Raw genomic sequence first — 24602 nt, 5'->3', positions numbered from 1 at the left:
TTATGCGCAGACTGGAAGGCAAAAGAATTGCTATCACTGGGCCGCGCAAGGCTTCAGAGTTAAGCATTATTGTAGAAAAGATGGGTGGTATTCCATTGGTTCGCCCGGCTCAAGGGACGGTTGCAGTTGAGGACCATAAAGTTGAGGCGGAAGTAAGAAGGCTGATCGAAGAAGGCGTGGACTGGATCATACTGACCACGGGCGTAGGCACGGAGATGCTGTACCAGGCTGCTGAACGGATGTCTCTTGCTGATGCCTTTGTTGAAAGACTTCAACAGACACAGATCGCAGCCAGAGGCTATAAGACGGTAAAGTACTTGAAAACCCTCGGGCTTGTGCCTACCGTTCGCGATGATGATGGTACAACCGTTGGCATCCTTCGTGCACTCCAACCCTATGACCTCCAGAATCGGCGGGTGGCGCTGCAGCTTTATGGCGATCACGCGCCGAGGCTTGTGGAATGGCTGAGGCAGCAGCAGGCTGATTATTATGAAATTCTTCCTTATATTCATGTTCCGCCGGATTTGGCTGTGCTGGATCAATTGATGTCGGAAATGATTACAGGCTCCGTGGACGCTGTGACCTTCACAAGTACACCGCAGGTACGGTTTATGATGGCATATGCCCGCGAACAAGGGCAGGCTGAAGGCTTGCTGGCAGCATTTCGCGAGAAGACCGTTGCAGTTGCGGTAGGCAAGGTAACGGCGGAGGCGCTTAGAGATGAAGGTGTGGAACGCGTGATTGCTCCCGTTGAAGAACGGATGGGCAGCATGATAGTAACTTTGGCTCAATACTACGAGAATGCATAGTATCTGAATACATAGGTTGGTATAGAATAAAGGGTATGGTATACTTTTCCTGAAAAGTTACCCTATCCTTATTTAATTTGGAGGACTCATGGAATCAAATAGTATCGTACAGCTTCGTAATGTGACCAAGCGGATCGGCTCCAAAACTATTATCGATCGCTTGTCATTTGATGTGCACCCTGGTGAGGTGTTCGGTTTCCTGGGACCTAATGGAGCAGGCAAAACAACAACCATTCGGATGATTGTTGGACTGATGTCCATGACCGAGGGTGAAATACTTGTTAGCAGCCACAATATTAAAAACCAATTTGAGCAAGCGATGCGGCATGTTGGAGCTATTGTTGAAAACCCCGAATTTTATAAGTTTTTGAGCGGATATCAAAATTTACAGCATTATGCCCGAATGATTCCAGGGATTACCGAGGAACGCATGAACGAAGTGATTGCTCTGGTAAAGCTGGATCACCGGATTCATGATAAAGTAAAAACTTACTCGCTTGGTATGCGTCAGCGGCTTGGTGTGGCACAGGCTATATTGCATCGGCCCTCCGTATTAATACTGGACGAGCCTACGAATGGTCTTGACCCGGAGGGAATTCGCGAGCTGCGTGATTATTTGCGGAAGCTTTCCAGAGAAGAAGGCCTCGCTGTTATCGTATCCAGCCACTTACTCTCCGAAATGGAGCTGATGTGTGATCGGGTGGCGATCATTCAGAATGGCAAGCTGCTGGATGTGCGGTCCTTCAAGGAAATGCAAGCTGAGGCCGGACGTCTTGAGGTTCAATTCGATGTGGATCATCTTCAAGCAGCGGCCAGAGCGGCAGCAGAGTTTGTCGGTGAACAAGCGGTTGTGCAGCAGGCGGATGGCATCTTGACTGTGAGCCTGACCAGTGAACGAGAAGAGATTGCCGAGCTGAATGCCCGGTTAGTTAGCGCGGGCGTGCGCGTATACGGAATCCGAACACAAAACAAATCGCTGGAAGATCAATTCCTTGAAATTACTAGGGGGAATCAAATTGTCTAACTTTCTCAGCCTCATCCAAAATGAGCAAATGAAAATATACAGCAGGGCACGTACATGGATTATGCTTGCGATCTTGGTATTGGTTGTCGTATTATGGGCCGTCATGCTCAAATACGTGGTAGAAACGGGTCTTAACAGCATGATCTCATTCGTATCAATGAGTACAGGACTATCCACACTGGTATTCATTTTTGCGGTCATTGTAGCTGGTGACATCGTAGCCTCGGAGTTTACCTGGGGTACCATTAAACTGCTGCTGATCCGGCCTGCTACTAGATCCAAGGTGTTAGCGTCCAAATATATATCTGTTGTGCTTTTTTTAATCACATTGCTGCTGGTTCTATTGATCGCCTCCTATTTTGTCGGATTGATATTTTTTGGTCTCGGAGGGATGATACCTGAGCAGGAGACGTTTACAGATATATTGAAAACTTATGGATTCAAAGGTATTGATCTGCTGATGTCGATTACTTTGGCCTTTATGATATCAGCCGCTTTTCGCAGCAGCTCGCTTGCTATCGGATTATCTTTTTTGTTGATGTTCGTGACTTCTTCCGGATTGATTTTTATTCTGGCGCAATTCAAATATACCTGGGTTAAATATTTGCTGTTTGCCAACACGGACTTATCCATCTACCAATCCGGCGGGAAGCCGTTGGTGGAAGGCATGTCGCTTGGCTTTTCAATTTCCATGCTTGTTGCTTATTGGGTTGTGTTCTATGGGGTTTCCTGGTTATTTTTCACCAAGCGTGATATTGCCAGCTAACGAATTCCAGGCAGCTGCCGGCCTTCATCTTCATGCTTCAAAGAAATATCTATAGCCGAGCGCGTCAGCGAAATTAATATTTTCGCTGACGCGCTCGGCTGTATGTATGAAGAAGGACATGCATATATAAGTACTAGAGCGTGTCTCCCAATAGCTCAATTACCCGTTCCTCCAACAGAAGCGGATCTATAGGCTTGGACATATAATCATGCGCACCCAGCTTGATACCGCGTACAACGGTGTCACGACGCGCGTCGCCAGTCAGTAAGAGAATCGGGATAGCTGCCGTTTCCGGTGTAGATTTTAATTTTGTCAAAGCCTCAAGGCCATTCATACCGGGGAGATTAATATCAAGCAGAATGAGATCATAATGCGTGATACGAGAAATCAGCACAAGGAAATCGTTGGCCGTGGAAAAGGTGTCTATATCATATCGATGTTCGAAAATTTGTCTGACTAGCAAGCAAAAAGGGGAGCTGTCGTCAATGAGAGCAATTTGTTTGTTCATGCTTTGGGTCACTTCCTTATTAGATGAAGGGATGATTCGACATGGCTGATAGTAGCAGAGAACAGCGTATGCAGGCAATTATAGTCAAAGCACGCAGGATATTTGTAACAGATGCCTTGGAGCGTGAGGCCGCACTTAGAGCAGACATGGAGCTGTGGAATCAGCAGCAGCTGTCAAACCAGCAGATCGGTGAGCATATATACCTGTTTGTGCATACACTCAAAGGGGTTGCTCAGACCGTTGGCTGCGATCAGGTGCATCAGCTCAGTGAAGCAGCCGACTCTTACAGTATACTGCATCAGAATGAGTGGACGGAAGAGGTAATTCAAGTGCTGTGCCAATATTTGGATCAGCTCCACATCGAGCTGCAGCGCGAGCATGGTCAAGCGGAGGCTTTATGATTGAAAAAGTGTTGATCATATCGATCCTGACTTTTATCATTCATGCTGTGGAAACCTTGTCTTACGGCATACGTCTGGCCGGGGTTAGAACAGGAAAGCTGGCCGTTGCGCTATCGCTAACCGGGATGATTGTGCTTGTATCGAGAACCTCGAATTTGGCCCAGGCCCCCATGATGGGTAAAATCGTGGATTATGCCAAGCTTCATGCGGAATACTCTTTGGAGGCTCAACTTCATATTTTCATTGCCGCTGCTTCGCTCGGAACTTTGTTTGCGATTGTATTCATACCGACAGCGATCCGGCTGTCTGTCAGTCTGATCAGCCGTCTGGAGGAAACGGGTTCGCTCCCGAGGCTGCTTCGCGAATCGGTTTCGATTCGCAAGCTTAAGGTCGTTCGAAGACATGTGCAAATGCCCAGCTGGGCGATGCTGTCGAGACTGCGAATCGGCGGTGTACCGAAACGGCTGCTTATTCTGAACATGCTGGTAACCGGAATCTACACGGTTGGCGTCCTGGCAGCATTGTATGCTTCCTTTTTATTACCTGAATACAGCGTGACGGCGTCACAATCGTCCGGCTTGATCAATGGGGTTGCTACCATTCTGATGACGATACTGGTCGACCCGCAAGTCGCACTGATGACGGACAGGGCTATGAGCGGCAACGAAAGCTTGGCGCAAATTAACAAAATGTATGGACTGCTGATGTTCTCGCGTTTTTTTGGTACGGTGCTTGCCCAGGTTTTATTGGTGCCTGGCACGTATTTGATAACGGCGGTAGTCCCTTTTTGGTAATACAATCGGTTCTATTAGGGGATCGTATGGGAATAAAAGGAGCTTGATTAATGGGGTTGATTCTGATAAGTAATGAGTAGTGAAACTTCTTAGGAAAGGGGATAAGGAGTTTACGAATTGCTGGAGATACTAAAGTTCGTACAATTTGCGTTGTTCGTAAAATTTCGACAAAAAATGATACTGAATTTTGGTATAGTCACTAGTAGTATAGTTAATTATATCCAAAATAACAATATCATTTTTATTAAGAAGCAGGAATATATACCTAAATATGGTCTTTTAAGCTGTCCTCGACATAATCGGGGGCAGCTTTTTTAATTTGCTGAACGGTGTGCAAGTAACGTTGTGTCGTATTGATATGGGTATGACCAAGTGATTCCTGAACCTGCTGGAGTGAAGCGCCGCGAAGAAGCGCCAGGGTGGCGTTGGTGTGTCTAAGCCAATGGGGAGTTACCTTTTTGTCCAATCCCCACTGTTCACGTGCTTTTTGGATCATTTTTTCAACAGCTCTTACGGTTATCGGGAAAATTCGTTGATCCTGTTCATCTTCATTTTGCTTTAAATTTTGAATATAGGGTTCGAGAAGTCTCCACAGCATCGGCGGGACCTTGACTTCTCGCTCCTTGCCTCCCTTACCGTAAACCGTCAGCCACATGGATGACTCCTCTGGATCGGAATGAAAATGCCCACTTTCGATAGCAATTAATTCAGACACACGCAAACCGAGGAATACAAGTGTTAATCCAATCATGTAGTTGCGTAATCCTTGCCGCTGCAGCTGCTGGATCAGGCAAACGACTTCATTTTTCGTCAAATAATGATTTCTGCTGGTAACGGATACTTTTGGGATACGGACAGAGGTGGTCGGATTTTTTGTGAAAATATTGATGTTCGGATCACTGCCCCATTTATATAGAGAGCGCACAGGAGCTATATAAACTGCAACTGTTGCGGGAGCTTGGGGACTATTGTTTTTACTAAAATAGCCTTGAATTAACCCAAGTTTATACACCTCGATTTCTCTCCAGGTTACATCTCGCAGTGACTTGTTGCCGATGAAGGCCCGAAATTTGTTAATAGCAATCCGGTAATTTCTAATGGTGTAGGTGGAACGATGACATGCTGCTATAAACATATTAAGGATTTGATCATCAGTGTAGGTTTCATTGTGTTCCCCGAGAGTTGCAAGTACCGGTGAAACCGTTTGTGGGCGCATATTGTGCCTCCTTATTATGCGAACAACGCAAATTGTACGAACTTTAGTTTAGCATGTTGAACCGAAAGGAGAAATGCAAATAAATGATTTATTTGTAAATTTAGGATATCTGTAGATGGAATTTCCTTTTCCTATGGAGGGTTCTATCTTTTTTTGCTAATACGAAAGGAGGAGCATCGCGTGCAGGCGCATTTCATGATGAAATCATTAATGCAACTGAAGGAAAAGGATGTGGATACCTACGAGCACAGTGTACGTGTGGGAAAGTTGGCTGAGTACGTAGCTTCTCGTTTTGGTTTTGATAAACGCATGACGGATCATCTGGTTATAGGCTGCTATTTGCATGATATCGGCAAGATCGGGATACCGCAGAACGTGTTGATCAAATCGACAAGTCTTGAATCGGATGAATGGGAAACGATGAAGCGTCATCCCTCTCTGGGCAAGGAGATGCTGCAGGCGTATGCTGCCATAGATCAGGAAATTATCGAGATCATCGCTTATCATCATGAACGCTGGAACGGAACCGGTTATCCCTACGGGCTTAGCGGCGAACAAATTCCACTGCTGGCCAGGTGGTGCTCGATTATCGACTCCTTGGATTGTATGCTGTCCGACCGTCCTTATCGCAAACGGCTGTCCCTTAAAGAGGCCAAAGATGAGCTTTTATTACAAAGTGATCGACAATTCGACAAGCATTTGGTACATAAACTGTTAAGCCTGCCTGACGTCGCATTAAAGAACGAACAGACAATACATAGATAACAACTCGGGGAGAGTGACTGTACGATGAAAATGACAGTTTCTAAAAAGCTTTACAGTGGTTTCTTTGCAATTTTGCTCCTTTTGGCTGGAATCGCCAGCATCAGTTATTATCAAATGAGTACAATTGATGAATCCTATGGGGATCTGATCGATAACCGTGCCTACAAAGTAAGTTTGACCAAAGACATGCTGATAGCCGTAAGAGATGAACAAATCATGATTCGCAGTTATTTATTAATAGGCGATGACAAGTATATTCAGAATTGGGAAACGGCTAAGGAGCAATTCAAAAAAAACAGTGCCAAACTTAATAAAATAGTGGTTTCGGCTGAGGGTGTACAATATTTGTCTCAGCTGGATCAGCTGGAATCACAATATAACCAGATCGGCAGTCAGTCAATTCAGTTAAAGAAACAAAACAACTTGGACGAGGCTTTGAAAATTTCCGAGACACAGGCAGGTCCTGTCGTTGATAAAATAACCCAAGCTGCTAAAAATTTAATTCAGCTGCAGCAGGATACGCTGGATAAAGGTAATGAGGATAATTCCAAAAAGGTCAACTCCACACTGTTCTGGTTGTTGACACTAAGTATCTTAGCCGTTATCGCCGGAATCGGTGTTGCTTTTTACATCAGCCGTCAAATATCGCTGCCTATTATGGAAGTGGCGAAATCCGCGGAAAGAATTGCGAATGGAGATCTGACTGGCGACTCGCTTTCCATCAAAAACCGGGATGAAATTGGTGATATGGCAATTGCATTTAACAAAATGTCGGCCAGCATAACTGCAATTATTAGTACCGTACTCATATCCTCACAAAATCTTTCAGCAGCTGCGCAGCAGATTTCGGCCAGCACCGAGGAAATAGCCAGCGGCAGCGCCAATCAGGCTAGCTCCGCGCAAACGATCAATGAACTGTTCAGAGAGCTGTCCATGGCGATTACGTCTGTAGCCAAAGGAGCCGAGCAGGCAGCTGAGTTATCAAACAATACGATGGAGCTTGCCCAGGAGGGCGGCAAAGTGCTGCGTTCATCTATTGAAGGAATGAACTCGGCTAACGAGCAGATGGCGCGGCTGGAGGAAGATTCGAATAAAATTGGTGAAATCATTGAAGTCATTGACGATATTGCCGATCAGACGAATTTGCTTGCCTTGAATGCAGCGATCGAAGCGGCTAGGGCAGGGGATCAGGGCAGAGGTTTTGCCGTCGTAGCAGACGAAGTGCGCAAGCTTGCAGAGCGCAGCAGTGAAGCAACCAAGCAAATAACAGCGATTATTAAAGGCATGCAAAAAAATACCTTGCTAAGCATCTCGGCAGTTAATCAAGGTGTAGTGTCCTCGCAAAAAACCGGAGAGTCCTTCGAAAGTATCGTGTACATGGTCAACGATTCCGCGAATAAAGTGTCGGAAATTGCCGCTGCCAGCGAGCAGCAGGCTGCTCAAACCTCCGAGGTTTTGCTTTCCATAGAAAGTATTTCCGCGGCTACTGAGGAGGCGGCAGCCAGCAGTGAGGAAACCGCCTCGGCAGCTCAATCATTAGCCATGCTGGCAGAGGAACTCAATATTGCAGTCGAAATGTTTAAAATCAAGTAGGTAAGAAGGTGAACGAATTGAAAACAACCCACCAGGATCAATATATCGAGGTTGGGATCGGAAATGAAAAATACGCATTAAAAATTGATGATATTCATGAGATCATTAAGATGCAGACCATTACTTGTATTCCTAATACGAGTTCGTATATTAAAGGTGTTATTAATTTGAGAGGCAAGATCATTTCTATTATCAGCCTGAGAGCCCGCTTTGGCCTCCCGGAGGAGGATAACACCAAGCTGACCCGAATCGTCGTTGTCAATTTTATGGGTGAAATGGTCGGAATTATCGTAGATAGGGTCAATCAGGTAACATCCTTCTCCGCCATTCAAGATCCTCCTGATCATTCAAATGATCAACAAACGGTTTATTTTTCCGGGATCGGTCAAGCGGAATCCGGGTTGGTGTTTATTTTAAAGCTTATGAATATTTTACAGGAGTAATCCGATATCGCCAGTCCATGTCTCCCGATGCACCTTTCCGCGCTGCTATTCCTTTCGTGCGGAGAGGTGATTCGTATTGGCAGTGAGGGCTTGTGGCAACGATCTGATACAGCTTCCAAGACGTCGTGATTTGCGTCACGATTTCATTTCAGTTATACTCAAATTGCTATTGATTAATCACTAACATTTTGAAGGGTGGGATTGCTATGGTCAAAAATGATACGACCTCTGTTAATCGCAGGACAGAAATTATATCAGCTGCAATCGAAGTATTTGCCGAAATCGGGTATTACCGGGCGACTACAGCGCAGGTTGCACAGCGGGCGAATATATCTCAGCCTTATATTTTTCGCTTTTTTGCGACCAAGGAAGCTTTGCTGCTAGCCGCGCTGGAGGTATCGTGGACGAGGATTATCGATTCCTTCCGACTTGTGGTGGATTCTTCATCACCAGAACGGCTGGAAACCAATCTGAGCGGAGCATATGAGGATATATTGAAATCTTATCAGAATGAGACGCTTCTCCAAATGCAGGCGCTGACAATTCAAGAAGAAGCCATTCGGGAGTCAATGCGTAGTGGATTTCGGGAAGTCCGTCATATTGTGCTGGAGGCTTTTCGCAGTGCAGGAATTCATAACCCTGAAAAGCGAACGCTTATTTTTCTCGCGAGAGGAATGCTGTGCAATATTTCAATGGCAGTAGGCTTGCCCGAATTGATGGAGGAGTGAGTTGGTCATACAACTCCTTTAAATTAGTTATTGACTAATCAATAACTAATTGGTATATTATTATCAAGTTAGTGATTGATCAATAACAAAAAAGAAAAGAGGCTGATGAAAATGAAAAAAGCAATCGTGGTAGGTGCAACAGGAGGAACAGGTGCGGTTGTGACGGCAGAGCTGGTCAAACGGGGTATTGATACGATCGCTTTTGGACGGTCCCGGGTCAAGCTGGAGCAATTGGCGGCACGTCTTGGCAATCCGGCTCATTTATCGCTGGCCGTTGGCGATGCTTTCCAGTCCGACGATATTGCAGCCGCGTCAAAAGGAGTGGATGTTTTATTTCACTGCGCGAACGTACCGTACAACGAGATGCACAGCAAATTGATTCCACTTGGTGAAGCGATTATGGAAGCTGCCAATCGGCTTAGCCTTAAAGTCGTCGCCGTAGATGGCATTTATCCATACGGAAAACGGCAGATGGACAAAGTAACCGAGGAACATCCGAAGCAGCCGCACACGAAGAAAGGCAAGGTCCGGCTGGCGTTTGAGCAGATGCTGTTCAGCGATAGATGGAATCATGCGCAGGTGATGATTGTACGGCTTCCCGATTATTACGGGCCAACGGCGAATGAAGCTTCATATCTTGGATCTACACTCGAAGCCATAGCGGCAGGCAAAATGGCGTTTTATATCGGCAACAAGCACATTCCCCGTGAATTCGTATATTTGCCGGACGCGGCGGTCATGATCGTCGAGCTTGCCGGTAAAGATTTTGCTTATGGCCAAAATTGGCATATTCCCGGATCCGGTATCATTTCTGGTCAGGAAATCGTTCGAATAGCCCAGAAGGTGAGCACAACCAACAAGCCTGTCATAACGTTGGGAAGCGTAGGCCTGTCTCTGCTCGGCGTGTTCGTTCCCGTCATGAAGGAGGTAGTGGAGATGCTGTATTTGACCGAGGAACCACTGCTTCTCAGCGGAGAGAAATATGAGCGGCTGATCGGTCCGATTCCGGCGACTACATTCGAGGAAGGCATTGCTGCGACCATTCATTCCTTACAACAGCCTAAAAAAGGAATAAATATTTAAAGTTTTGTTATTGATTAATCAATAAAAAACAAGGAATGCGCGAACGCAGGAATTGATTAGGAATCCTAGGCTGGCTTCGGGTATAAATAGCCCCGACATCCATAAATGGGTGCCGGGGTTTTAAAAAATCGTTTTGTAGTTTAGCTATCCATCAATTCCTGAAAGCACCTCTGAACTGATCTGACCCAGCTGCTTCAACTCATCGGCCGTCAGGGTAACGTCGATAGCACGCGTGTTTTCGGCCAAATGTTTTTCATTTTGTGTACCGACGATAGCAGAAGTTAATGCTGGCTGGTGCAGCAGCCAGCTGATGGCAATTTCCGATAACGTCACTTGCTTTGTCTCAGCGATTTGCTTCAACAGATCAATCAAAGGCTGTTCCTTTTCCAGATGCTCCGGCAGGAACAATCTTCTGTTGTTACGGAAATCGGTTTCCTTGACAGTGGCCTTGCCATTGTGAAAAGCACCGGTCAGGATGCCTTTGGCAATCGAGCTGTAGCTCATGATACCAATATGATGTTCCTGACAATAAGGGATAATCTCAGGTTCAATTCCGCGGTGAAGCAAGCTGTATTCAGGCTGAATGACATCAATACGCGCGTAGTTGCTCGCTTCTTTGAGCAGGTCGATGGAGAAGTTGGACGCACCAATCGCACGAATCAGACCCTCATCCTTAAGCTTGTTCAATTCGGATAACGTATCAGCCAGAGGGATTTCCTTATTTGGCCAGTGAATGTAATAGATATCCACATAGTCGACACGTAAGCGCTTCAGGCTGGTTTCTGCCGAAGAACGCACATCAGCAGGCTTCAGATGACTTGGTGATACCTTGGTAGCAATAATGCAGTCTTTACGTTTACCTTCAAGAGCCAGTCCGACGATTTCCTCGGAATGCCCTTGTCCGTAGCCTTCGGCTGTATCAAACGTATGGATGCCCAGCTCAAAAGCTTTTTGAATCGCACTAATATTGGTTTCATCGCTCTGCTTATCCCATTGTCCTCCGCCCAGCTCCCAGCATCCGAATGTCACTTCGGAAACCTGAATATCGGTATTTCCTAATTGTCTGTATTTCATGAGAAATTCCTCCTTAAAGTTTTCGTAGAAAACTGACATCGTAAGCATAAACATTAAGTTTTCGTAGAAAATTCACTTCGTAAGCATTATTCGGCCGCAATGGCGCGTATTTCTGCCAAGGTTGCTTCGTCCAAGGCCACATCAACCGCCGGCAGAACGCTTAATATATGACTTGGCTTGCGTACTCCTACAATCGCACTGGTAAGTGCCGGATGAGCCAATACATAAGCGATGGCTAGTTGTGGAAGGGTAAGATCATAGCGGGAAGCGACCAGCTTCAATTTGTCTGCTCGGTCAACGTTTTTCCTCAGATTCTCGCCTGTATGGGCGGCATTGCGTGAACGCCAGTCATTTGCTTCAAATTTGGTATCATACGTATAATTGCCTGACAGAAGTCCAGAGGTGAGCGAGCTGTATCCAACAACGCCAATCCCCTTTTCCTGACAATAAGGCAGCAGCTCCTGCTCAGCCTTGGGTCTCAAAATTGAATATGGAGGCTGCAATGAGTCCACATGACGGACAGCCAGCGATTGCTCCAACAATGGCACATCATAGTTGCTCACTCCGGCATAACGAACCTTGCCGTCTTGAATAAGCTTGTCCATGGCCCGCATCGTTTCCTCGGCTGGAGCTTTGGTATCTGTATCCGGCCAATGCATTTGGTATAAGTCGATATAGTCGGTACCGAGCCTTTGGAGAGAAGCTTCTGCTTCACGAATGACAGAATCGTAGGTGCCATTTTTGGAAACATTTTTTTGTTCATCCCAAACCAGACCGCACTTTGTTGCGAGAATGACCTTATCCCGATCTCCTTTAAGCGCTTTACCGATAATTTCTTCAGAGTATCCGAGACCGTACACAGCAGCTGTATCATAAAAGGTAACGCCTGCATCGAGTGCCGCGCGAACGCTGTCGTGAGAGAGCTGATCATCCTGATCGCCCCATCCGCTAGCCCAGCCAGCCCCTCCAATTGCCCAGGAGCCAAAGCCGATAACCGATATCTCCGGACCGTTTTTTCCAAGCTTGCGATATTTCATAGTTAAATCTCTCCTTCGATTAGGCTTGTATTCATTATAAAGAAAGCAATTTGATTTAGGAAGAACTGTGCTTGACATCAGCTAGTTACCTTAAGGTTATCTGGGGCTCTTTCTGGCTGCTTGTGTTATAGGCATTTGGTACAAATTAGCATATCGGAAATGGCCAAAATCTGATAAAATTATGGGTTGTATAAAGGTTTTGTATAGATCATGCTTGGAGAAGAGGAAAAGTGTATTTGATGTCGAATCATTACGAATTAGCTTGTTTGATCTTGAGAGGAGAAACGGAGAGCCCATGATTCAATTTCAAAATGTTTCCAAAGTGTATAACAATGGCACCGTCGGCTTGAATAACATTAACTTAACCATTCATCCGGGAGAATTCGTTGTTATAGTAGGCTTGTCGGGGGCAGGCAAGTCAACGCTCCTGCGTTCCGTGAATCGCCTTCATGAAATAACCGATGGTCAGATATTGATTGATGGAAATTCGATTACGGCAGCACGTGGTGTACAGCTTCGACGTATGCGTCGAAACATCGGAATGATCTTTCAAAGCTTTAATTTGGTGAAACGTGTCTCTGTATTACGGAACGTGCTGTCCGGTCGTGTAGGCTATCATTCTACGCTGCGGACGTTGCTGGGGTTGTTCCCGCAGGAGGATATTGAACTGTCTTTAACGGCACTGGAACGGGTGAATATTCGCGAAAAAGCTTACGCACGTGCCGATGAGCTGTCCGGTGGCCAGCAGCAGCGTGTTTCGATTGCCCGCGCCCTGGCGCAGGAAGCCAAGATTATTTTGGCGGATGAGCCTGTGGCTTCCTTGGACCCATTAACAACACGACAGGTTATGGATGATTTGAAACGAATCAATCAGGATTTGGGGATCACGACGATTGTCAACCTTCACTTTATTGATCTTGCCCGTGAATATGCGACGCGAATCATAGGCTTGCGTGCAGGCTCTGTCGTTTTTGATGGTCCGGTTTCGGAAGCGACCGACGAACGTTTTTCAGAAATTTATGGTCGCGAAATTAAGAAGGATGAGCTGCTGGGGGGAGACGCCTGATGTCGCCATCCAAGGGTAAAAACGCTGCTTTACAGAAGTCTTCATCATTAAAAAGGAATCTTTCCATTATTATGCTACTTATACTCCTGGGTGCCAGTGCGTACAAGACCAATGTTTCGATACCCGAGCTTATAGAAGGTATTCCGGAAATGGGCAAGCTGTTCGTCGAAATGTACCCGCCCAATTGGAGTTACTTTAGCACGGGCTGGGGGCCGATGCTGGAAACGATTCGCATGGCGATTGTCGGTACGGTTGTCGGTTCATTAATTGCGATTCCGATTTCGTTCCTGGCCGCTCGCAATGTAACCCGTGTACCGGTTTTAAGCGCTGCTGCCCGCTTTATTTTGAACTTTGTCCGCACGATTCCTGACCTGATGTATGCAGGTGTCTTCGCGGCTATCGTCGGATATGGCGCATTGGCGGGAACAATAGCGCTTGCCTTTTTCTCATTTGGACTGGTATCCAAGCTTACTTATGAGTCTATTGAGTCTATTGATCCGGGGCCTCCGGAAGCTATGACAGCGGTTGGCGCGAATAAGCTGCAGTGGATTCGATTCGGTGTGCTGCCTCAGGTTACCGCACAGTTCGCTGGATTTGTGCTTTATACATTTGAAGTTAATGTGCGTGCTGCTACCATTCTCGGGTTTGTAGGGGCCGGTGGTATTGGATTGCTGCTGCAGCGCGCTTTGGATCGTCTGAGATATGATCAGGCATCAACGATCATATTACTAATATTTGTGGTCGTGTTGATCATTGATTATGTGAGTACGAAGTTACGGGAGAAGCTGTTATGAAGCCAGAGACGATGAAAGCAAGTGTTGGCCGTCGCATTCGCTACTGGGCAATATGGTTAGTGACGATTATTTTAATTGTATGGGGATTTTCCGGACTGGAGTTCAGTGGAATTAAAGCGACAGCAGGCCAGGTGTCCATGGCCATACTGCGGGGGCTGCTGCATCCGGATTGGAATTTCGTTTATTTACCTGAGGGCGAGGATCTGCTTCGTGGTCTGCTGGAAACTGCCGCGATAGCCGTGCTGGGTACCGTGATTTCGGCAGTGCTCTGTATACCGTTTGCTTTCTGGGCTGCTAGTGCGAAGGGGAAGGCAAAATGGGCTACGAGCAGCGGCAAGTTTATGCTGAGCGCGATCCGTACATTCCCCGAGGTTGTGATGGCTATTATATTTATTAAAGCTGTAGGCCCCGGCTCTTACGCAGGTTCATTAGCACTCGGCGTACACTCGATCGGGATGCTTGGTAAACTGTACTCGGAAGCGATTGAAAATTTGGATCATGGTCCAACAGAAGCGTTGACCGCATGTGGTGCCAACAAGCTGCAGACGTTATGGTTTGCCGTGATTCCGCAGGTTATGCCAGACTTCCTCTCTTTCGCTTTATATCGCTTTGAAATCAATATCCGTTCTGCAGCGATCCTTGGTGTAATTGGGGCTGGTGGTATCGGGACTCCGCTTATATTTGCACTGGAGGCTCGAAGTTGGCCTCGTGTCGGCATTATTTTATTGGGTGTTATCGTGATGGTGACGATCATTGATCTGATTTCAGGCTATATTCGTAAACGTATTATTTAATGGAGGACGAGGCGCGGTAATTACTTCTTACCGCGCTGCTGTTCTGTTAGGATACTCCTTAATAATGGAGCAACAAAAAGACCGTATCTCACAGGAAATTCCTGCGGATACGGTCTTTTTGTTGCTTGATGATCGAAATGCTTATTTGCCGCCCATTTGCTTGTTAGCATCACGAACAACATTGAATTTGCTGTCATCCGATGTTGTATACCCGCGGTGGGAATACACTTCATAGATGATTTGTTGGCCTTGTGGGTCTTGACCGATAGCAATGAAAGCATCGGAAATTTTCTTGCGCCATTCATCGCTCATGTCCGTACGAACAGCGATGGTATCATTAGGGATCGGAGTTGTGAAGAACAGCACGCGAGTTTTTTCGAATACGTCCGGAACATCCTTAACAACGTTCAAGCGAGCATCCTGGAACACAGCCGCTGCGTCAACTTCATCATTCAATACAGCTAGAACGCCTTTATCGTGGCCCTTTACGACAATACCTTTAACGTCTTTATCAGGGTCGATGTTTTTCTTCTTCAATTCAAGACCTGGATAAATATAACCAGCGGATGATGTTACATCCTGCCATGCGATTTTTTTGCCTTTCAGATCTTCAATCGTTTTGATTGGGGAATCTTTTTTGACGATAATCATGGATTTGTAGGAATCAACAAGCTTGGATTTGTCTTCTTGTCCAGTTTCGTCGTTAACACCATAACGTTGGGCTTGAAGCAGCAGATCAGCAGCTTTTTTATCGTCATGAGCCAACACGTAGCCCGTAGGAGGCAAGAAGCCGATATCTACTTTTTTGGAAGCCATAGCTTCGATGATCGTGTTATAGTTAGTGGAGATTGTTACCTTTACTGGAATACCGAGCTTGTCGCCAAGCAGCTTTTCAAGCGGCTTTGCTTTGGCTTCCAACGTTTCAGCGCTTTGGGAAGGTACGAATTGTACATTTAATTCTTTAGGTGCATACCCTTTGGCTGTCGGTGCTGGAGTAGGAGCAGGTGTTGCTGCTGGAGCTGGAGTCGCAGGAGCAGGTGCTGCTGGCGTCGGTGCTGCTGTCTGTCCACAAGCTGCTGCGATTCCCGCGGTAAGAACCAGCGTCAGGCTTAAGGATGCAAATTTTTTAAACATGTCTTTTTGACCTCCTGTTAATTGTAAAATACAAGCTGCCTCTACTATAGCATAATATATCCAACAGGACAGTAAATAATTTATAAATTTATGATTAACACGTTACATTCACGTTAGTTATTGTGTTTTAAAATGTATGTATATTACATATGATGACAGGGATGAAATTAGCTCCAAGCAGGGTACTGCAATTGCCTTGAAGCATCTTGGAATTGTTTGATATAGTAGGTAGAAGAATCAATAACAACAACATTCCATAATTGACAGGAGCCATCCCATTGATAAATACATCGGTAAAGCAGACGATTACCATTCTGCAAACAAGCGATCTTCATGGCTTTATGCTGCCCATTCAATATGCAAATAATGAGTCTGCTGACATTGGTTTTGCCCGAATCGCCACATTAATTGAAAGAGAAAGGGCCTTGCAGGAGGCTGTCCTTGTGATCGATAACGGAGATTTGATTCAAGGCACGCCCCTCGCTTACCACCATGCCCGTCTGGATGCCGCTGCTCCTAACCCGATGATCAGCTGTTTAAACAAGCTGCATTACGATGCTGCTGTCATGGGCAATCACGAGTTCAACTATGGTCTGCCTTTATTACATAAAGCGGTAAAGGAATCGGCATTCCCATGGTTAAGTGCGAATATTGTTGATAACGAGAGTGGGGAGCCGTATTTCGGACAGCCCTATATACTCAAAGCGTTCGACAATGGCCCAACAATAGCTGTACTTGGCTTGACGACCCCTTACATCCCGAACTGGGAAAAAGCCGAGCATATTGCGGGTCTGCGGTTCGACGATGCTGTCGAGGCTGCACAGAAATGGGTAGCTTATTTACGAAATGAGCAAAAGGCGGACGTCGTTGTCGTGTCCTATCATGGCGGATTTGAGCGTGATCTGGATACGGGAGAACCGACAGAGCCGTTAACGGGAGAAAATCAGGGATACAGGCTGTGCCAGGAGGTAAAGGGGATTGATGTGCTGCTTACCGGACATCAGCATCGATCGATCGCTGGTAAACGTCTGGGTGGAGTTACGATTATGCAGCCAGGCAGTCAGGGAGCGTTTCTCGGAAAGGTACAGCTTCACATGGAGCATACAGAGAACGGCTGGCATTTGTTGGAATCCAGCTCTGAGCTGCTGTCTCCTTCGGGTGTTCCGCCGCAGGCAGAAATTGTCGAGCTATTGCAACCAAATGAAGCCTTAACGCAAAAGTGGCTGGATCAGCCTATCGGCAAGCTGCTCGGTGATATGCGGGTCACTGACCCCATGGCCCTTCGTTTAAAGGAGCATCCTCTGATCGAGTTCATCAACAGGGTACAGATGGAGCTGTCAGGCGCCTCGATTTCCAATACGGCTCTATTCGATAATATTTCACCGGGATTCCCGTCAGATATTACGATGAGGGATATTGTATCCAACTATATATACCCGAATACTTTGCAGGTGCTTAGAGTGAGCGGACAAGATATTAAGGATGCACTGGAGCATTCTGCAGCATATTTTGCTCCATATACGGGCGGTCCGGTGCAGGTCAGTACAGCCTTTAGCGAGCCTAAGCCGCAGCATTACAATTATGATATGTGGGAAGGAATCACATATAAGCTCAACATATCGCGGCCGGAAGGCGAGCGTGTGCAGAGCTTGGGCTATCAGGGACAGCCCTTGGACATGAACGGTCATTATGATGTAGTGATGAATAATTACAGGGCTGGCGGTGGCGGGAACTATGCGATGTTTCATGGCAAGCCCATAGTGAAAGACATTCCGACAGACATGGCTGAGCTGCTGGCTTCTTACATTATGGAAAAAGGAACAATTGAAGCTGCCTTAAACAGCAATTGGGAAGTTATTTGGGAATAAGCTGGTGGTTTGGGCTCGGTAGAGCAGGAAATTTGTGGGTGTTGATCGAATAAGTACGGTTATTGGATGCTTTAAAGGGAGGTTAACATGCCGACATTTATGAGAAAAAAAGCAAACCGGAATTCGGGAAGAGGTTCTGCCCTTACACAACCGCAGCAGCAGCTTGAGGAGCAGCGGCAGTCAAACAGTTCCATGAGCCATATGCGTGAACCTGAATCGCCTGAAGACTTTATGCAGCTTCAACAAACGATAGGCAATAAGGCGGTTGCCCAGCTGATGCGATCGAGAGCTGCCATTCAACGTGTAGTGGATCCTCCGGAAAAGGAATCCGAGAAGGAGAAGAATGGTATGCCGGATCAGCTTAAGCAAGGTGTGGAAAACCTATCAGGAATGTCTATGGACGATGTAAAGGTTCATTATAATTCCTCGAAGCCGCAGGAGCTGAATGCATTAGCATACGCACAGGGCGCTGATATTCATCTGGGTCCGGGTCAGGAAAAGCATCTGCCGCATGAAGCATGGCATGTCGTACAGCAAAAGCAAGGACGTGTAAATCCGACGATGCAGGCGAAGAGCGGAGTTTCCATTAATGATGATGCCGCACTCGAATCGGAAGCAGACCGTATGGGCCAGCAAGCGATTCAGATGAAAACCGAAGGCGGCGTCATTCAGCTCCAGCAGACCGAAATCTATGTAAAAAATATTACCGGATCTTATACAGACGCAGGTGGCGTCGTGCAGGAGTTTCAATATGATGGCGAGGAGCATGTAGCTACGACCAAATCTCATCCCAGAGGCCAGGTAAACTATGATACGCAGGTCAAAAAGCTGTTGAAGAAGAACAATGTTGTTCCCAAAACGATTACCGATGCCAATATCACGGTTTCATATGAAAGCTTTGGACGCAAGCTGTAAAGCGATCTTGTTGTAATGGTATAAAATTCCGACAAGCCTGTTAATGGCTGCTCAATAGAACCCAGTTCGACTGTATCAAACCCTCTAATACCCTTTGGTTTTAGAGGTTTTTTGTCATCTATGACTAGCGGGCTAGACTAGCTCTGATTCAATGATCCTGTAATTTTGTAATTCTGTAAAAGGAAGTGACCCTCACTTTGCTTCAATCACCGGATTCTATTCATAAGCATTCGTCTTTCACGAAATTTTGGATATCGCGAACTTTATCTTCAACCTCGTTCCAAATGCTCTCCGTTGCGATCGGATGGCAGATGTATGATTTAACTCATGACGCGTTCAGTCTTGGTTTTGTGGGTCTGGCCCAGTTTGTACCCATGGTGCTGTTAACCTTAGTAGTCGGGCATGTTGCAGACCGTTTTGACCGGCGCAAGATCGTTTTCTTTTGTCAGATCGTCGAGGCTGCGATAGCTGTTCTGCTGCTGCTCGGGAATCTAGCAGGCTGGCTTGGCCGTGATCAAATTTTGGTGGCCGCCGCGATTATCGGAGCGTGTCGGGCATTTGAAGGGCCCTCGTCCTCGGCGCTGTTACCACAGCTGGTGCCCAAAGCTATTTTACAGCAAGCTATCGCATGGAGTACCTCAGCTGGTCAAACAGCTCAAATCCTCGGTCCTTCCCTTGGCGGATTGCTTTTTTCTGTGGGTCCTGCCTTTGTTTACATCACAGCTGCGGTTGCGCTGTCAGCTGCCGGAATCCTTACCTTCCTGATCCGCATGGAGCAAAGTATACGAAAACTGGAACCACTGTCCATGAGCTCTATCTTCTCAGGCATGGTGTTTATTTATCGCCGCCCAATCATATTGGGAACGATCTCGCTTGATCTTTTTGCTGTACTGCTTGGCGGAGCAACAGCGCTTATGCCGATATTTGCGCAGGACATTTTGCATGCAGGCCCTTGGGCATTGGGAGTTATGCGCACTGCACCAGCGGTTGGTGCCCTGGTCATGTCGATTGTGTTGGCCTATTTTCCACTTAAAAAAGCCTTTGGCTCCACATTGTTCGGAGCGCTGTTTGTGTTTGGATTGGCGACCATGCTCTTTGCCCTTTCTACGAACTTGTTGATATCGTTAGTGGCTTTGCTCTTCATTGGAGCCTCGGATGTAGTCAGTGTCGTGATTAGGTCATCTCTCGTGCAATTGCAAACGCCAGATGAAATGCGGGGCCGAGTGAACGCTGTGAATTCGCTTTTCGTTGGGACGTCCAATCAGCTTGGCGAGTTCGAGTCAGGTATGATGGCAGGGTTTATGGGGGCTGTTCCCGCTGCATTCATCGGAGGGATTGGTACGATAGCCGTTGCCGGCTTATGGATGTATTTATTCCCGTCGCTCCGACGACTGCGATCATTAACGGAAAAATAAATACTTTACTATAGTAACGCATTAATGTATTATCAGAGTGTAGTGATAAAGTAAAAGGAGCTGACAGGATGTCAATCAAAACACAGGTTAAACCGCGTCAAGCGCTGGAAAGCATCAAGCCTTATACACCAGGTAAACCGATATGGGAGGTTCAACGGGAGCTTGGACTAACGAAGGTAGTGAAGCTTGCTTCCAATGAAAATCCACTGGGAGCTTCACCCAAAGGTATAAAGGCTGTTCAGCAATTCATGGCTGAAATACATCGTTATCCGGACGCCGATGCCAAAGATGTGAATGCTGCCATTGCTGCAAAATTAAATTTGCAATCGAGGCAAATCATAGTCACCAATGGTGGGGATGAACTGATTTCGCTCATTTCAGAAGCCTTTCTGGAGCCGGAGGATGAAATCATCGTACCCAGTCCGTCTTTTACCGAATACGAATTTGGCGCACGTTTGATGAATGCCGAAGTGATCGCTGTGCCGCTCAATCAGGACTATGGGTATAATATCGAGCTGATGCTATCTGCAATAACGGAGCGAACGAAGATCCTCTATATATGTACACCCAACAATCCGACAGGCACCTATTTACCGAAGCGGGATATGGAAAAGCTGCTTGCCGCCCTGCCACCAAGAGTGTTAGTCGTGATTGATGCTGCTTATAGCCATTTTGCAACAGCAGATGACTATACAGACGGCATGGATTATGTGCGTGAGGGCTATCCAGTTGTGGTCCTGCAAACCTTTTCCAAAATTTATGGTTTGGCTGGTCTCCGTATCGGCTTTGGTGCTGCACCGGAGGCTATCATCAGTCACATTCTCAAGGTCAAGGAGCCTTTCAACGTCAATGCATTGGCACAAGCAGCAGCGGCTGCAGCTATCACGGATGATTTGCATGTGCAGGCATCGCAGCAGATCAATAGTGCCGGACGGGAGCAGCTATATGCAGCTTTTTCAGCACTTGGGCTGCCCTTTATCAAAAGTATGAGCAATTTCGTGCTTGTAGAGCTTGGTCTACAGAGCAAACGATATTATGATCTGCTATTAACCAAAGGTGTGGTTGTGCGTCATGGCGGATTATGGGGTCTTCCACAGCATGTGAGAATCACGGTGGGGACGAAAGAGGATAATGAGTTTTTGATTACGGCGCTGCAAGCATCGATGCTGGAAATAAGTAAAAAATAGTGTAAACGTTCTCAGTATTATAGTATGATCAAAGCAAAAGGTTGTTCGCACGGTCCCCTTTGAAACCATCTCTTTGATGAAAAGTGGACTATTGAACACGCACTATAAGGAGGATTTGTTAATGAGTCTTTTGCTTTGGCCACAGGGTACACCGAATGCATTAGGGGATGAGGCTGAGGATTTACCAACACTGGTGCCTTATCTCGTGGAGGGTGGAGCGCCAACGGCTGCGGTCGTTATATGTCCTGGCGGGGGTTATGCACGTAGAGCCGATCATGAGGGAGAGCCGATTGCGCTATGGCTCAATTCATTGGGTATTTCCGCATTTGTTGTACATTATCGTGTAGCTCCTTATCAGCATCCGAACCCGTTATCCGATGCTCAGCGCGCGATTCGAATCGTTCGCAGCAAGGCGAAGGAGTGGAATATTGATCCCGCCCGTGTTGGTATTCTTGGATTTTCGGCGGGTGGCCATCTGGCTTCTGCCAGTGGAACGCATTATGACAGCGGGCAGCCAGATGCCGAGGACCCTATAGATCGGGAAGGCTGCCGCCCTGATCTGCTCGTACTGTGCTATCCGGTAATCAGCTTCATCGCCTATCCGCATGCGGGCTCACGCAATAATCTGTTGGGTGATCCTGCTGATCCGCAGCTTGTGGAGCTATTGTCGAGCGAAAATCAAGTAACAGACCAGACACCTCCGACCTTCTTATGGCATACCGCTGATGATGCTTCTGTTCCAGTAGAAAACAGTCTGATGTTTGCCTCGGCACTCAGCCGCCACAAGGTACCGTTCGAGCTGCATGTGTATGAGAGTGGTCGTCATGGATTAGGGTTGGCTGAAGAGCAGGTCGGTGTACGTGCCTGGACGGATGCCTGCGCGATTTGGCTGGCCAAGCAGGGGTTCTAACAGCAAAGTATCCTTATGATCAATCAGGAACAAATAATTATAATTGTTCTTTAACTTGAGAGAAGCGTGCTGATATGAGTTAATAGATATTGTAGCGGGCCCGCTAACGTACCAAGGAAAGGAGTGATCATGAACAATGATTCTACAACCTGAGGTGATCTCTGCGTAAGCAGGGATGCCATAATGGCGGGGAGGCTTTATAGCCTCCCTTTATATGTTTTGGGTCGATACAGGAGTGGACATTTCAACCGTACATAATGTATAATTTTGTTTGTATATGCAGTTGTTAGATGTGAATATGAGTTTCATGAAAACTAAGACGAAGGGAGTGGCATTCAATGTTTGAGGGCACAGCAATTAAAGAGGTAGGGCTGAACTGAATAAGCATTTTTTCCACCACCGTTACCTGACGTCGTTGACATGGAACATGACATAGTTGGACTCTCAGGCACGATACGGCGATCGTGTTTTTTTTTTCTAATTTTAGGAGGTGTGAAGATGAAAATGCTTATCTCTTTCTCGGCGGCGCTTGCAATGAAAGCACGGAAGGAGGATTTCATCTATGGGTTACAAGAACGGAAGAGATTTTCTTCCCCCTAGCCTGCTTAAGCAACTGCAGGATTACATTCAGGGCGAGATTATCTACATCCCCAAAAAAGAACAGACACGCGCTGGCTGGGGCGAGAATAACGGTACGCGCCAAACGATTCAGCGTCGTAATCATGAGATATACAGACTGTATGAGAACGGTTCAACGGTTCTGGAGCTCATTCAGACTTATCACTTATCTGAAGATAGCATTCGTAAAATTATCGTCAAAACGCGCTGTGCCGCTGCCCGTCAGCACTAGCTGGATTACTGGCTCGGCTGATGCAGCTGCTTCACAGTCGGTCTGCATATAAGCAATTGAAAAGATGACTATGAAAAAAGCCTGAGGGCTTTTTTTCATTTTACAAACGATGCACATGCATGCTGTGTATAAGAAAGGAAGAGTCTAAATGCCAAGTGTGGATTTGAACTGTGATATGGGGGAGAGCTTTGGTTCTTATGTGGTAGATCGTGATGAGCTGCTAATGAAGTATATCACTTCGGCCAATATTGCCTGCGGCTATCATGCGGGCGATCCTGCTATTATGCGTCGGACGGTTCGTCTGTGTCTTGAGCATGGAGTTGCGATTGGCGCTCATCCGGGACTGCCCGATCTTGCAGGCTTTGGAAGACGGAAGCTGCAGATCACTGCAGATGAAGCTTATGAGATGGTGGTATACCAGGTTGGAGCTTTAATGGGGTTCGTGCTCGCGGAAGGTGCTGTGCTGCGGCATGTTAAGCCGCATGGTGCTTTGTACAATATGGCGGCAGTAGACGCTGAGTTATCCATCGCAATAGCTGAAGCGGTTTATCGTATCGATTCTAGATTGATCTTGTTCGGTCTTGCGGGCAGTGAACTGATCCGGGCAGGTCGGAAGATGGGGCTGCGTGTCGCTGAGGAGGCTTTTGTTGATCGTACATATCGTGTTGATGGTACACTGACTCCTCGGTCTGAACCGAATGCAGTGATTGAAGAGGCCGAGCAGGCGATCGTTCAGGCTATCGGGATGATTAAGGAAGGTCGAGTGCTTACTGACAAGGGAAGTATATCCTTGAGGGCGGATACCCTGTGTATCCATGGGGACACACCTCATGCACCGGTCTTCGCTGAGTTGATTTCCAGTCGCCTGGTGCAGGAGGGGGTTACACTCCAAGCCGCTGCTGGATTGCGCGGATGAGTGCAACGGCTCTTGCATGGAAAAGAATGAATGTAGGATTGCTTAACTCCTTCTGGTTTGAGGGCGCCAGTCCTCTCTTTCGGATTTTTTAATAATCTCAGTCATTCTCAGCACGACTGAGTTCGCTTCTTCTTCACCAAAATGCCCCTTGAGCTGTTCAAAAGTAAGGTTGTCATGTAGAAGCTTGCGTGATACACTAGAGTCTTTATACCAAGCTTCCGTGATCGCGAAGAGGCCTTCTTTTTTTAACCAAACCTCATGATAGTAATGTTCCGCTTCATTTATCATTTTCATAGACATATAATAGGCTAAAATAGATATACGGGGGTCTGATAGACGTTGACTCATAACTGATCCTGAGGAGACAGGCTGGCCAAATGTGATACAGGTCGATACTTTTTTTATAACATAGTCAATATTATCCATATGCTCAACTCCTGTAGTAGTACTAACGATCTAACTGAATAATAATTTCAATTATAAAGGTGATATTTCTTACAATAACATAGTTC

Annotated in this window: 26 protein-coding genes; 20 read left to right on the top strand and 6 right to left on the bottom strand. The window is 46.6% G+C overall.

What is annotated here, in order from left to right:
• Positions 1–2 precede the first annotated feature (2 nt).
• The 3 genes from LRL21_RS37590 (at position 3) to LRL21_RS37580 (ending at position 2599) form a co-directional block, all read left to right on the top strand.
• Positions 3–809, top strand: a complete 807-nt coding sequence (locus tag LRL21_RS37590; RefSeq protein WP_240420934.1) for a uroporphyrinogen-III synthase — start codon at positions 3–5, stop codon at positions 807–809.
• An 88-nt stretch (positions 810–897) separates the two neighbouring features.
• The gene (locus LRL21_RS37585) at positions 898–1833 is read left to right on the top strand and encodes an ABC transporter ATP-binding protein (RefSeq protein ID WP_240420933.1); all 936 of its coding nucleotides are present in this window, start codon (positions 898–900) and stop codon (positions 1831–1833) included.
• A complete protein-coding gene (locus tag LRL21_RS37580) occupies positions 1826–2599 on the top strand; it encodes an ABC transporter permease (RefSeq protein WP_240420932.1) in 774 nt (257 codons plus the stop codon). Before LRL21_RS37585 ends, LRL21_RS37580 begins: the two co-directional genes overlap by 8 nt.
• 133 nt (positions 2600–2732) lie before the next feature.
• Here the strand turns inward: LRL21_RS37580 and LRL21_RS37575 are convergent, their stop codons facing one another.
• Positions 2733–3107, bottom strand: a complete 375-nt coding sequence (locus LRL21_RS37575; protein WP_240420931.1) for a response regulator — start codon at positions 3105–3107, stop codon at positions 2733–2735.
• A gap of 41 nt (positions 3108–3148) precedes the next feature.
• Between LRL21_RS37575 and LRL21_RS37570 the strand changes: the two genes are divergently transcribed.
• Both LRL21_RS37570 and LRL21_RS37565 read left to right on the top strand, forming a co-directional pair.
• On the top strand, positions 3149–3508 hold the full coding sequence (locus tag LRL21_RS37570) for an Hpt domain-containing protein (protein WP_240420930.1): 360 nt from the start codon (positions 3149–3151) through the stop codon (positions 3506–3508).
• Positions 3505–4302: a lipid II flippase Amj family protein gene (locus LRL21_RS37565; protein WP_240420929.1), complete on the top strand. Its 798-nt coding sequence runs from the start codon at positions 3505–3507 to the stop codon at positions 4300–4302. The genes LRL21_RS37570 and LRL21_RS37565 overlap by 4 nt, the downstream gene beginning before the upstream one ends.
• A 265-nt stretch (positions 4303–4567) precedes the next feature.
• On the opposite strand, the gene LRL21_RS37560 is transcribed toward LRL21_RS37565, so the two are convergent.
• Complete coding sequence (locus LRL21_RS37560) at positions 4568–5518, bottom strand: tyrosine-type recombinase/integrase (RefSeq protein ID WP_240420928.1); 951 nt, start codon at positions 5516–5518, stop codon at positions 4568–4570.
• 195 nt (positions 5519–5713) lie between these two features.
• Here LRL21_RS37560 and LRL21_RS37555 point away from each other — a divergent pair, with 195 nt between their 5' ends.
• The 5 genes from LRL21_RS37555 to LRL21_RS37535 all read left to right on the top strand — a co-directional run bounded on the left by LRL21_RS37555 (position 5714) and on the right by LRL21_RS37535 (position 10130).
• Entirely contained in the window at positions 5714–6283 is a 570-nt protein-coding gene (locus tag LRL21_RS37555; RefSeq protein ID WP_240420927.1) for an HD-GYP domain-containing protein, read from the top strand.
• Between the two features lie 24 nt (positions 6284–6307).
• The gene (locus tag LRL21_RS37550; RefSeq protein WP_338044735.1) at positions 6308–7876 is read left to right on the top strand and encodes a methyl-accepting chemotaxis protein; all 1569 of its coding nucleotides are present in this window, start codon (positions 6308–6310) and stop codon (positions 7874–7876) included.
• 17 nt (positions 7877–7893) lie between these two features.
• Positions 7894–8319, top strand: coding sequence for a chemotaxis protein CheW (locus tag LRL21_RS37545; protein WP_240420926.1), 426 nt, complete (start codon positions 7894–7896; stop codon positions 8317–8319).
• Between the two features lie 206 nt (positions 8320–8525).
• Entirely contained in the window at positions 8526–9047 is a 522-nt protein-coding gene (locus LRL21_RS37540) for a TetR/AcrR family transcriptional regulator (protein WP_240420925.1), read from the top strand.
• 111 nt (positions 9048–9158) lie between these two features.
• Complete coding sequence (locus tag LRL21_RS37535) at positions 9159–10130, top strand: NAD-dependent epimerase/dehydratase family protein (RefSeq protein ID WP_240420924.1); 972 nt, start codon at positions 9159–9161, stop codon at positions 10128–10130.
• 144 nt (positions 10131–10274) lie between these two features.
• Here the strand turns inward: LRL21_RS37535 and LRL21_RS37530 are convergent, their stop codons facing one another.
• The gene (locus LRL21_RS37530) at positions 10275–11204 is read right to left on the bottom strand and encodes an aldo/keto reductase (RefSeq protein WP_240420923.1); all 930 of its coding nucleotides are present in this window, start codon (positions 11202–11204) and stop codon (positions 10275–10277) included.
• 86 nt (positions 11205–11290) lie between these two features.
• Positions 11291–12241 (bottom strand): aldo/keto reductase, encoded by a 951-nt coding sequence (locus LRL21_RS37525; RefSeq protein WP_240420922.1) that lies wholly within the window; start codon positions 12239–12241, stop codon positions 11291–11293.
• Positions 12242–12536: 295 nt separating this feature from the next.
• Here LRL21_RS37525 and phnC point away from each other — a divergent pair, with 295 nt between their 5' ends.
• From phnC to phnE (LRL21_RS37510), 3 genes are read left to right on the top strand one after another with little or no spacing between them, the layout of a single operon-like run.
• Positions 12537–13307 (top strand): phosphonate ABC transporter ATP-binding protein, encoded by a 771-nt coding sequence (gene phnC, locus LRL21_RS37520; RefSeq protein WP_240420921.1) that lies wholly within the window; start codon positions 12537–12539, stop codon positions 13305–13307.
• Entirely contained in the window at positions 13307–14101 is a 795-nt protein-coding gene (phnE, locus tag LRL21_RS37515) for a phosphonate ABC transporter, permease protein PhnE (protein ID WP_240420920.1), read from the top strand. The genes phnC and phnE (LRL21_RS37515) overlap by 1 nt, the downstream gene beginning before the upstream one ends.
• Complete coding sequence (gene phnE, locus LRL21_RS37510) at positions 14098–14895, top strand: phosphonate ABC transporter, permease protein PhnE (protein WP_240420919.1); 798 nt, start codon at positions 14098–14100, stop codon at positions 14893–14895. The genes phnE (LRL21_RS37515) and phnE (LRL21_RS37510) overlap by 4 nt, the downstream gene beginning before the upstream one ends.
• A gap of 141 nt (positions 14896–15036) precedes the next feature.
• Here the strand turns inward: phnE (LRL21_RS37510) and LRL21_RS37505 are convergent, their stop codons facing one another.
• A complete protein-coding gene (locus LRL21_RS37505; RefSeq protein WP_240420918.1) occupies positions 15037–16029 on the bottom strand; it encodes a phosphate/phosphite/phosphonate ABC transporter substrate-binding protein in 993 nt (330 codons plus the stop codon).
• A 278-nt stretch (positions 16030–16307) separates the two neighbouring features.
• Here LRL21_RS37505 and LRL21_RS37500 point away from each other — a divergent pair, with 278 nt between their 5' ends.
• The 7 genes from LRL21_RS37500 to LRL21_RS37470 all read left to right on the top strand — a co-directional run bounded on the left by LRL21_RS37500 (position 16308) and on the right by LRL21_RS37470 (position 24090).
• Positions 16308–17897 (top strand): bifunctional metallophosphatase/5'-nucleotidase, encoded by a 1590-nt coding sequence (locus LRL21_RS37500; protein ID WP_275901095.1) that lies wholly within the window; start codon positions 16308–16310, stop codon positions 17895–17897.
• An 87-nt stretch (positions 17898–17984) separates the two neighbouring features.
• Positions 17985–18812: an eCIS core domain-containing protein gene (locus LRL21_RS37495; RefSeq protein ID WP_240420917.1), complete on the top strand. Its 828-nt coding sequence runs from the start codon at positions 17985–17987 to the stop codon at positions 18810–18812.
• Between the two features lie 197 nt (positions 18813–19009).
• Positions 19010–20227, top strand: a complete 1218-nt coding sequence (locus tag LRL21_RS37490) for an MFS transporter (protein WP_240420916.1) — start codon at positions 19010–19012, stop codon at positions 20225–20227.
• Positions 20228–20295: 68 nt separating this feature from the next.
• The gene (gene hisC / locus LRL21_RS37485; protein ID WP_240420915.1) at positions 20296–21414 is read left to right on the top strand and encodes a histidinol-phosphate transaminase; all 1119 of its coding nucleotides are present in this window, start codon (positions 20296–20298) and stop codon (positions 21412–21414) included.
• Positions 21415–21535: 121 nt separating this feature from the next.
• Entirely contained in the window at positions 21536–22324 is a 789-nt protein-coding gene (locus LRL21_RS37480) for an alpha/beta hydrolase (protein WP_240420914.1), read from the top strand.
• Positions 22325–22886: 562 nt separating this feature from the next.
• Positions 22887–23174: a CD3324 family protein gene (locus tag LRL21_RS37475; RefSeq protein ID WP_240420913.1), complete on the top strand. Its 288-nt coding sequence runs from the start codon at positions 22887–22889 to the stop codon at positions 23172–23174.
• Between the two features lie 148 nt (positions 23175–23322).
• Positions 23323–24090: a LamB/YcsF family protein gene (locus LRL21_RS37470; RefSeq protein ID WP_240420912.1), complete on the top strand. Its 768-nt coding sequence runs from the start codon at positions 23323–23325 to the stop codon at positions 24088–24090.
• Between the two features lie 42 nt (positions 24091–24132).
• Here the strand turns inward: LRL21_RS37470 and LRL21_RS37465 are convergent, their stop codons facing one another.
• Positions 24133–24516 carry a hypothetical protein gene (locus LRL21_RS37465; protein ID WP_240420911.1) on the bottom strand — a complete coding sequence of 128 codons (384 nt, stop codon included), beginning with the start codon at positions 24514–24516 and terminating at the stop codon, positions 24133–24135.
• Positions 24517–24602 lie beyond the last annotated feature (86 nt).

The organism is Paenibacillus periandrae (assembly GCF_022458865.1).
Classification (GTDB): domain Bacteria; phylum Bacillota; class Bacilli; order Paenibacillales; family NBRC-103111; genus Paenibacillus_S; species Paenibacillus_S periandrae.
Note: the sequence above shows the minus strand (reverse complement) of the source record. Positions and strands in the feature narration are given on the sequence as shown.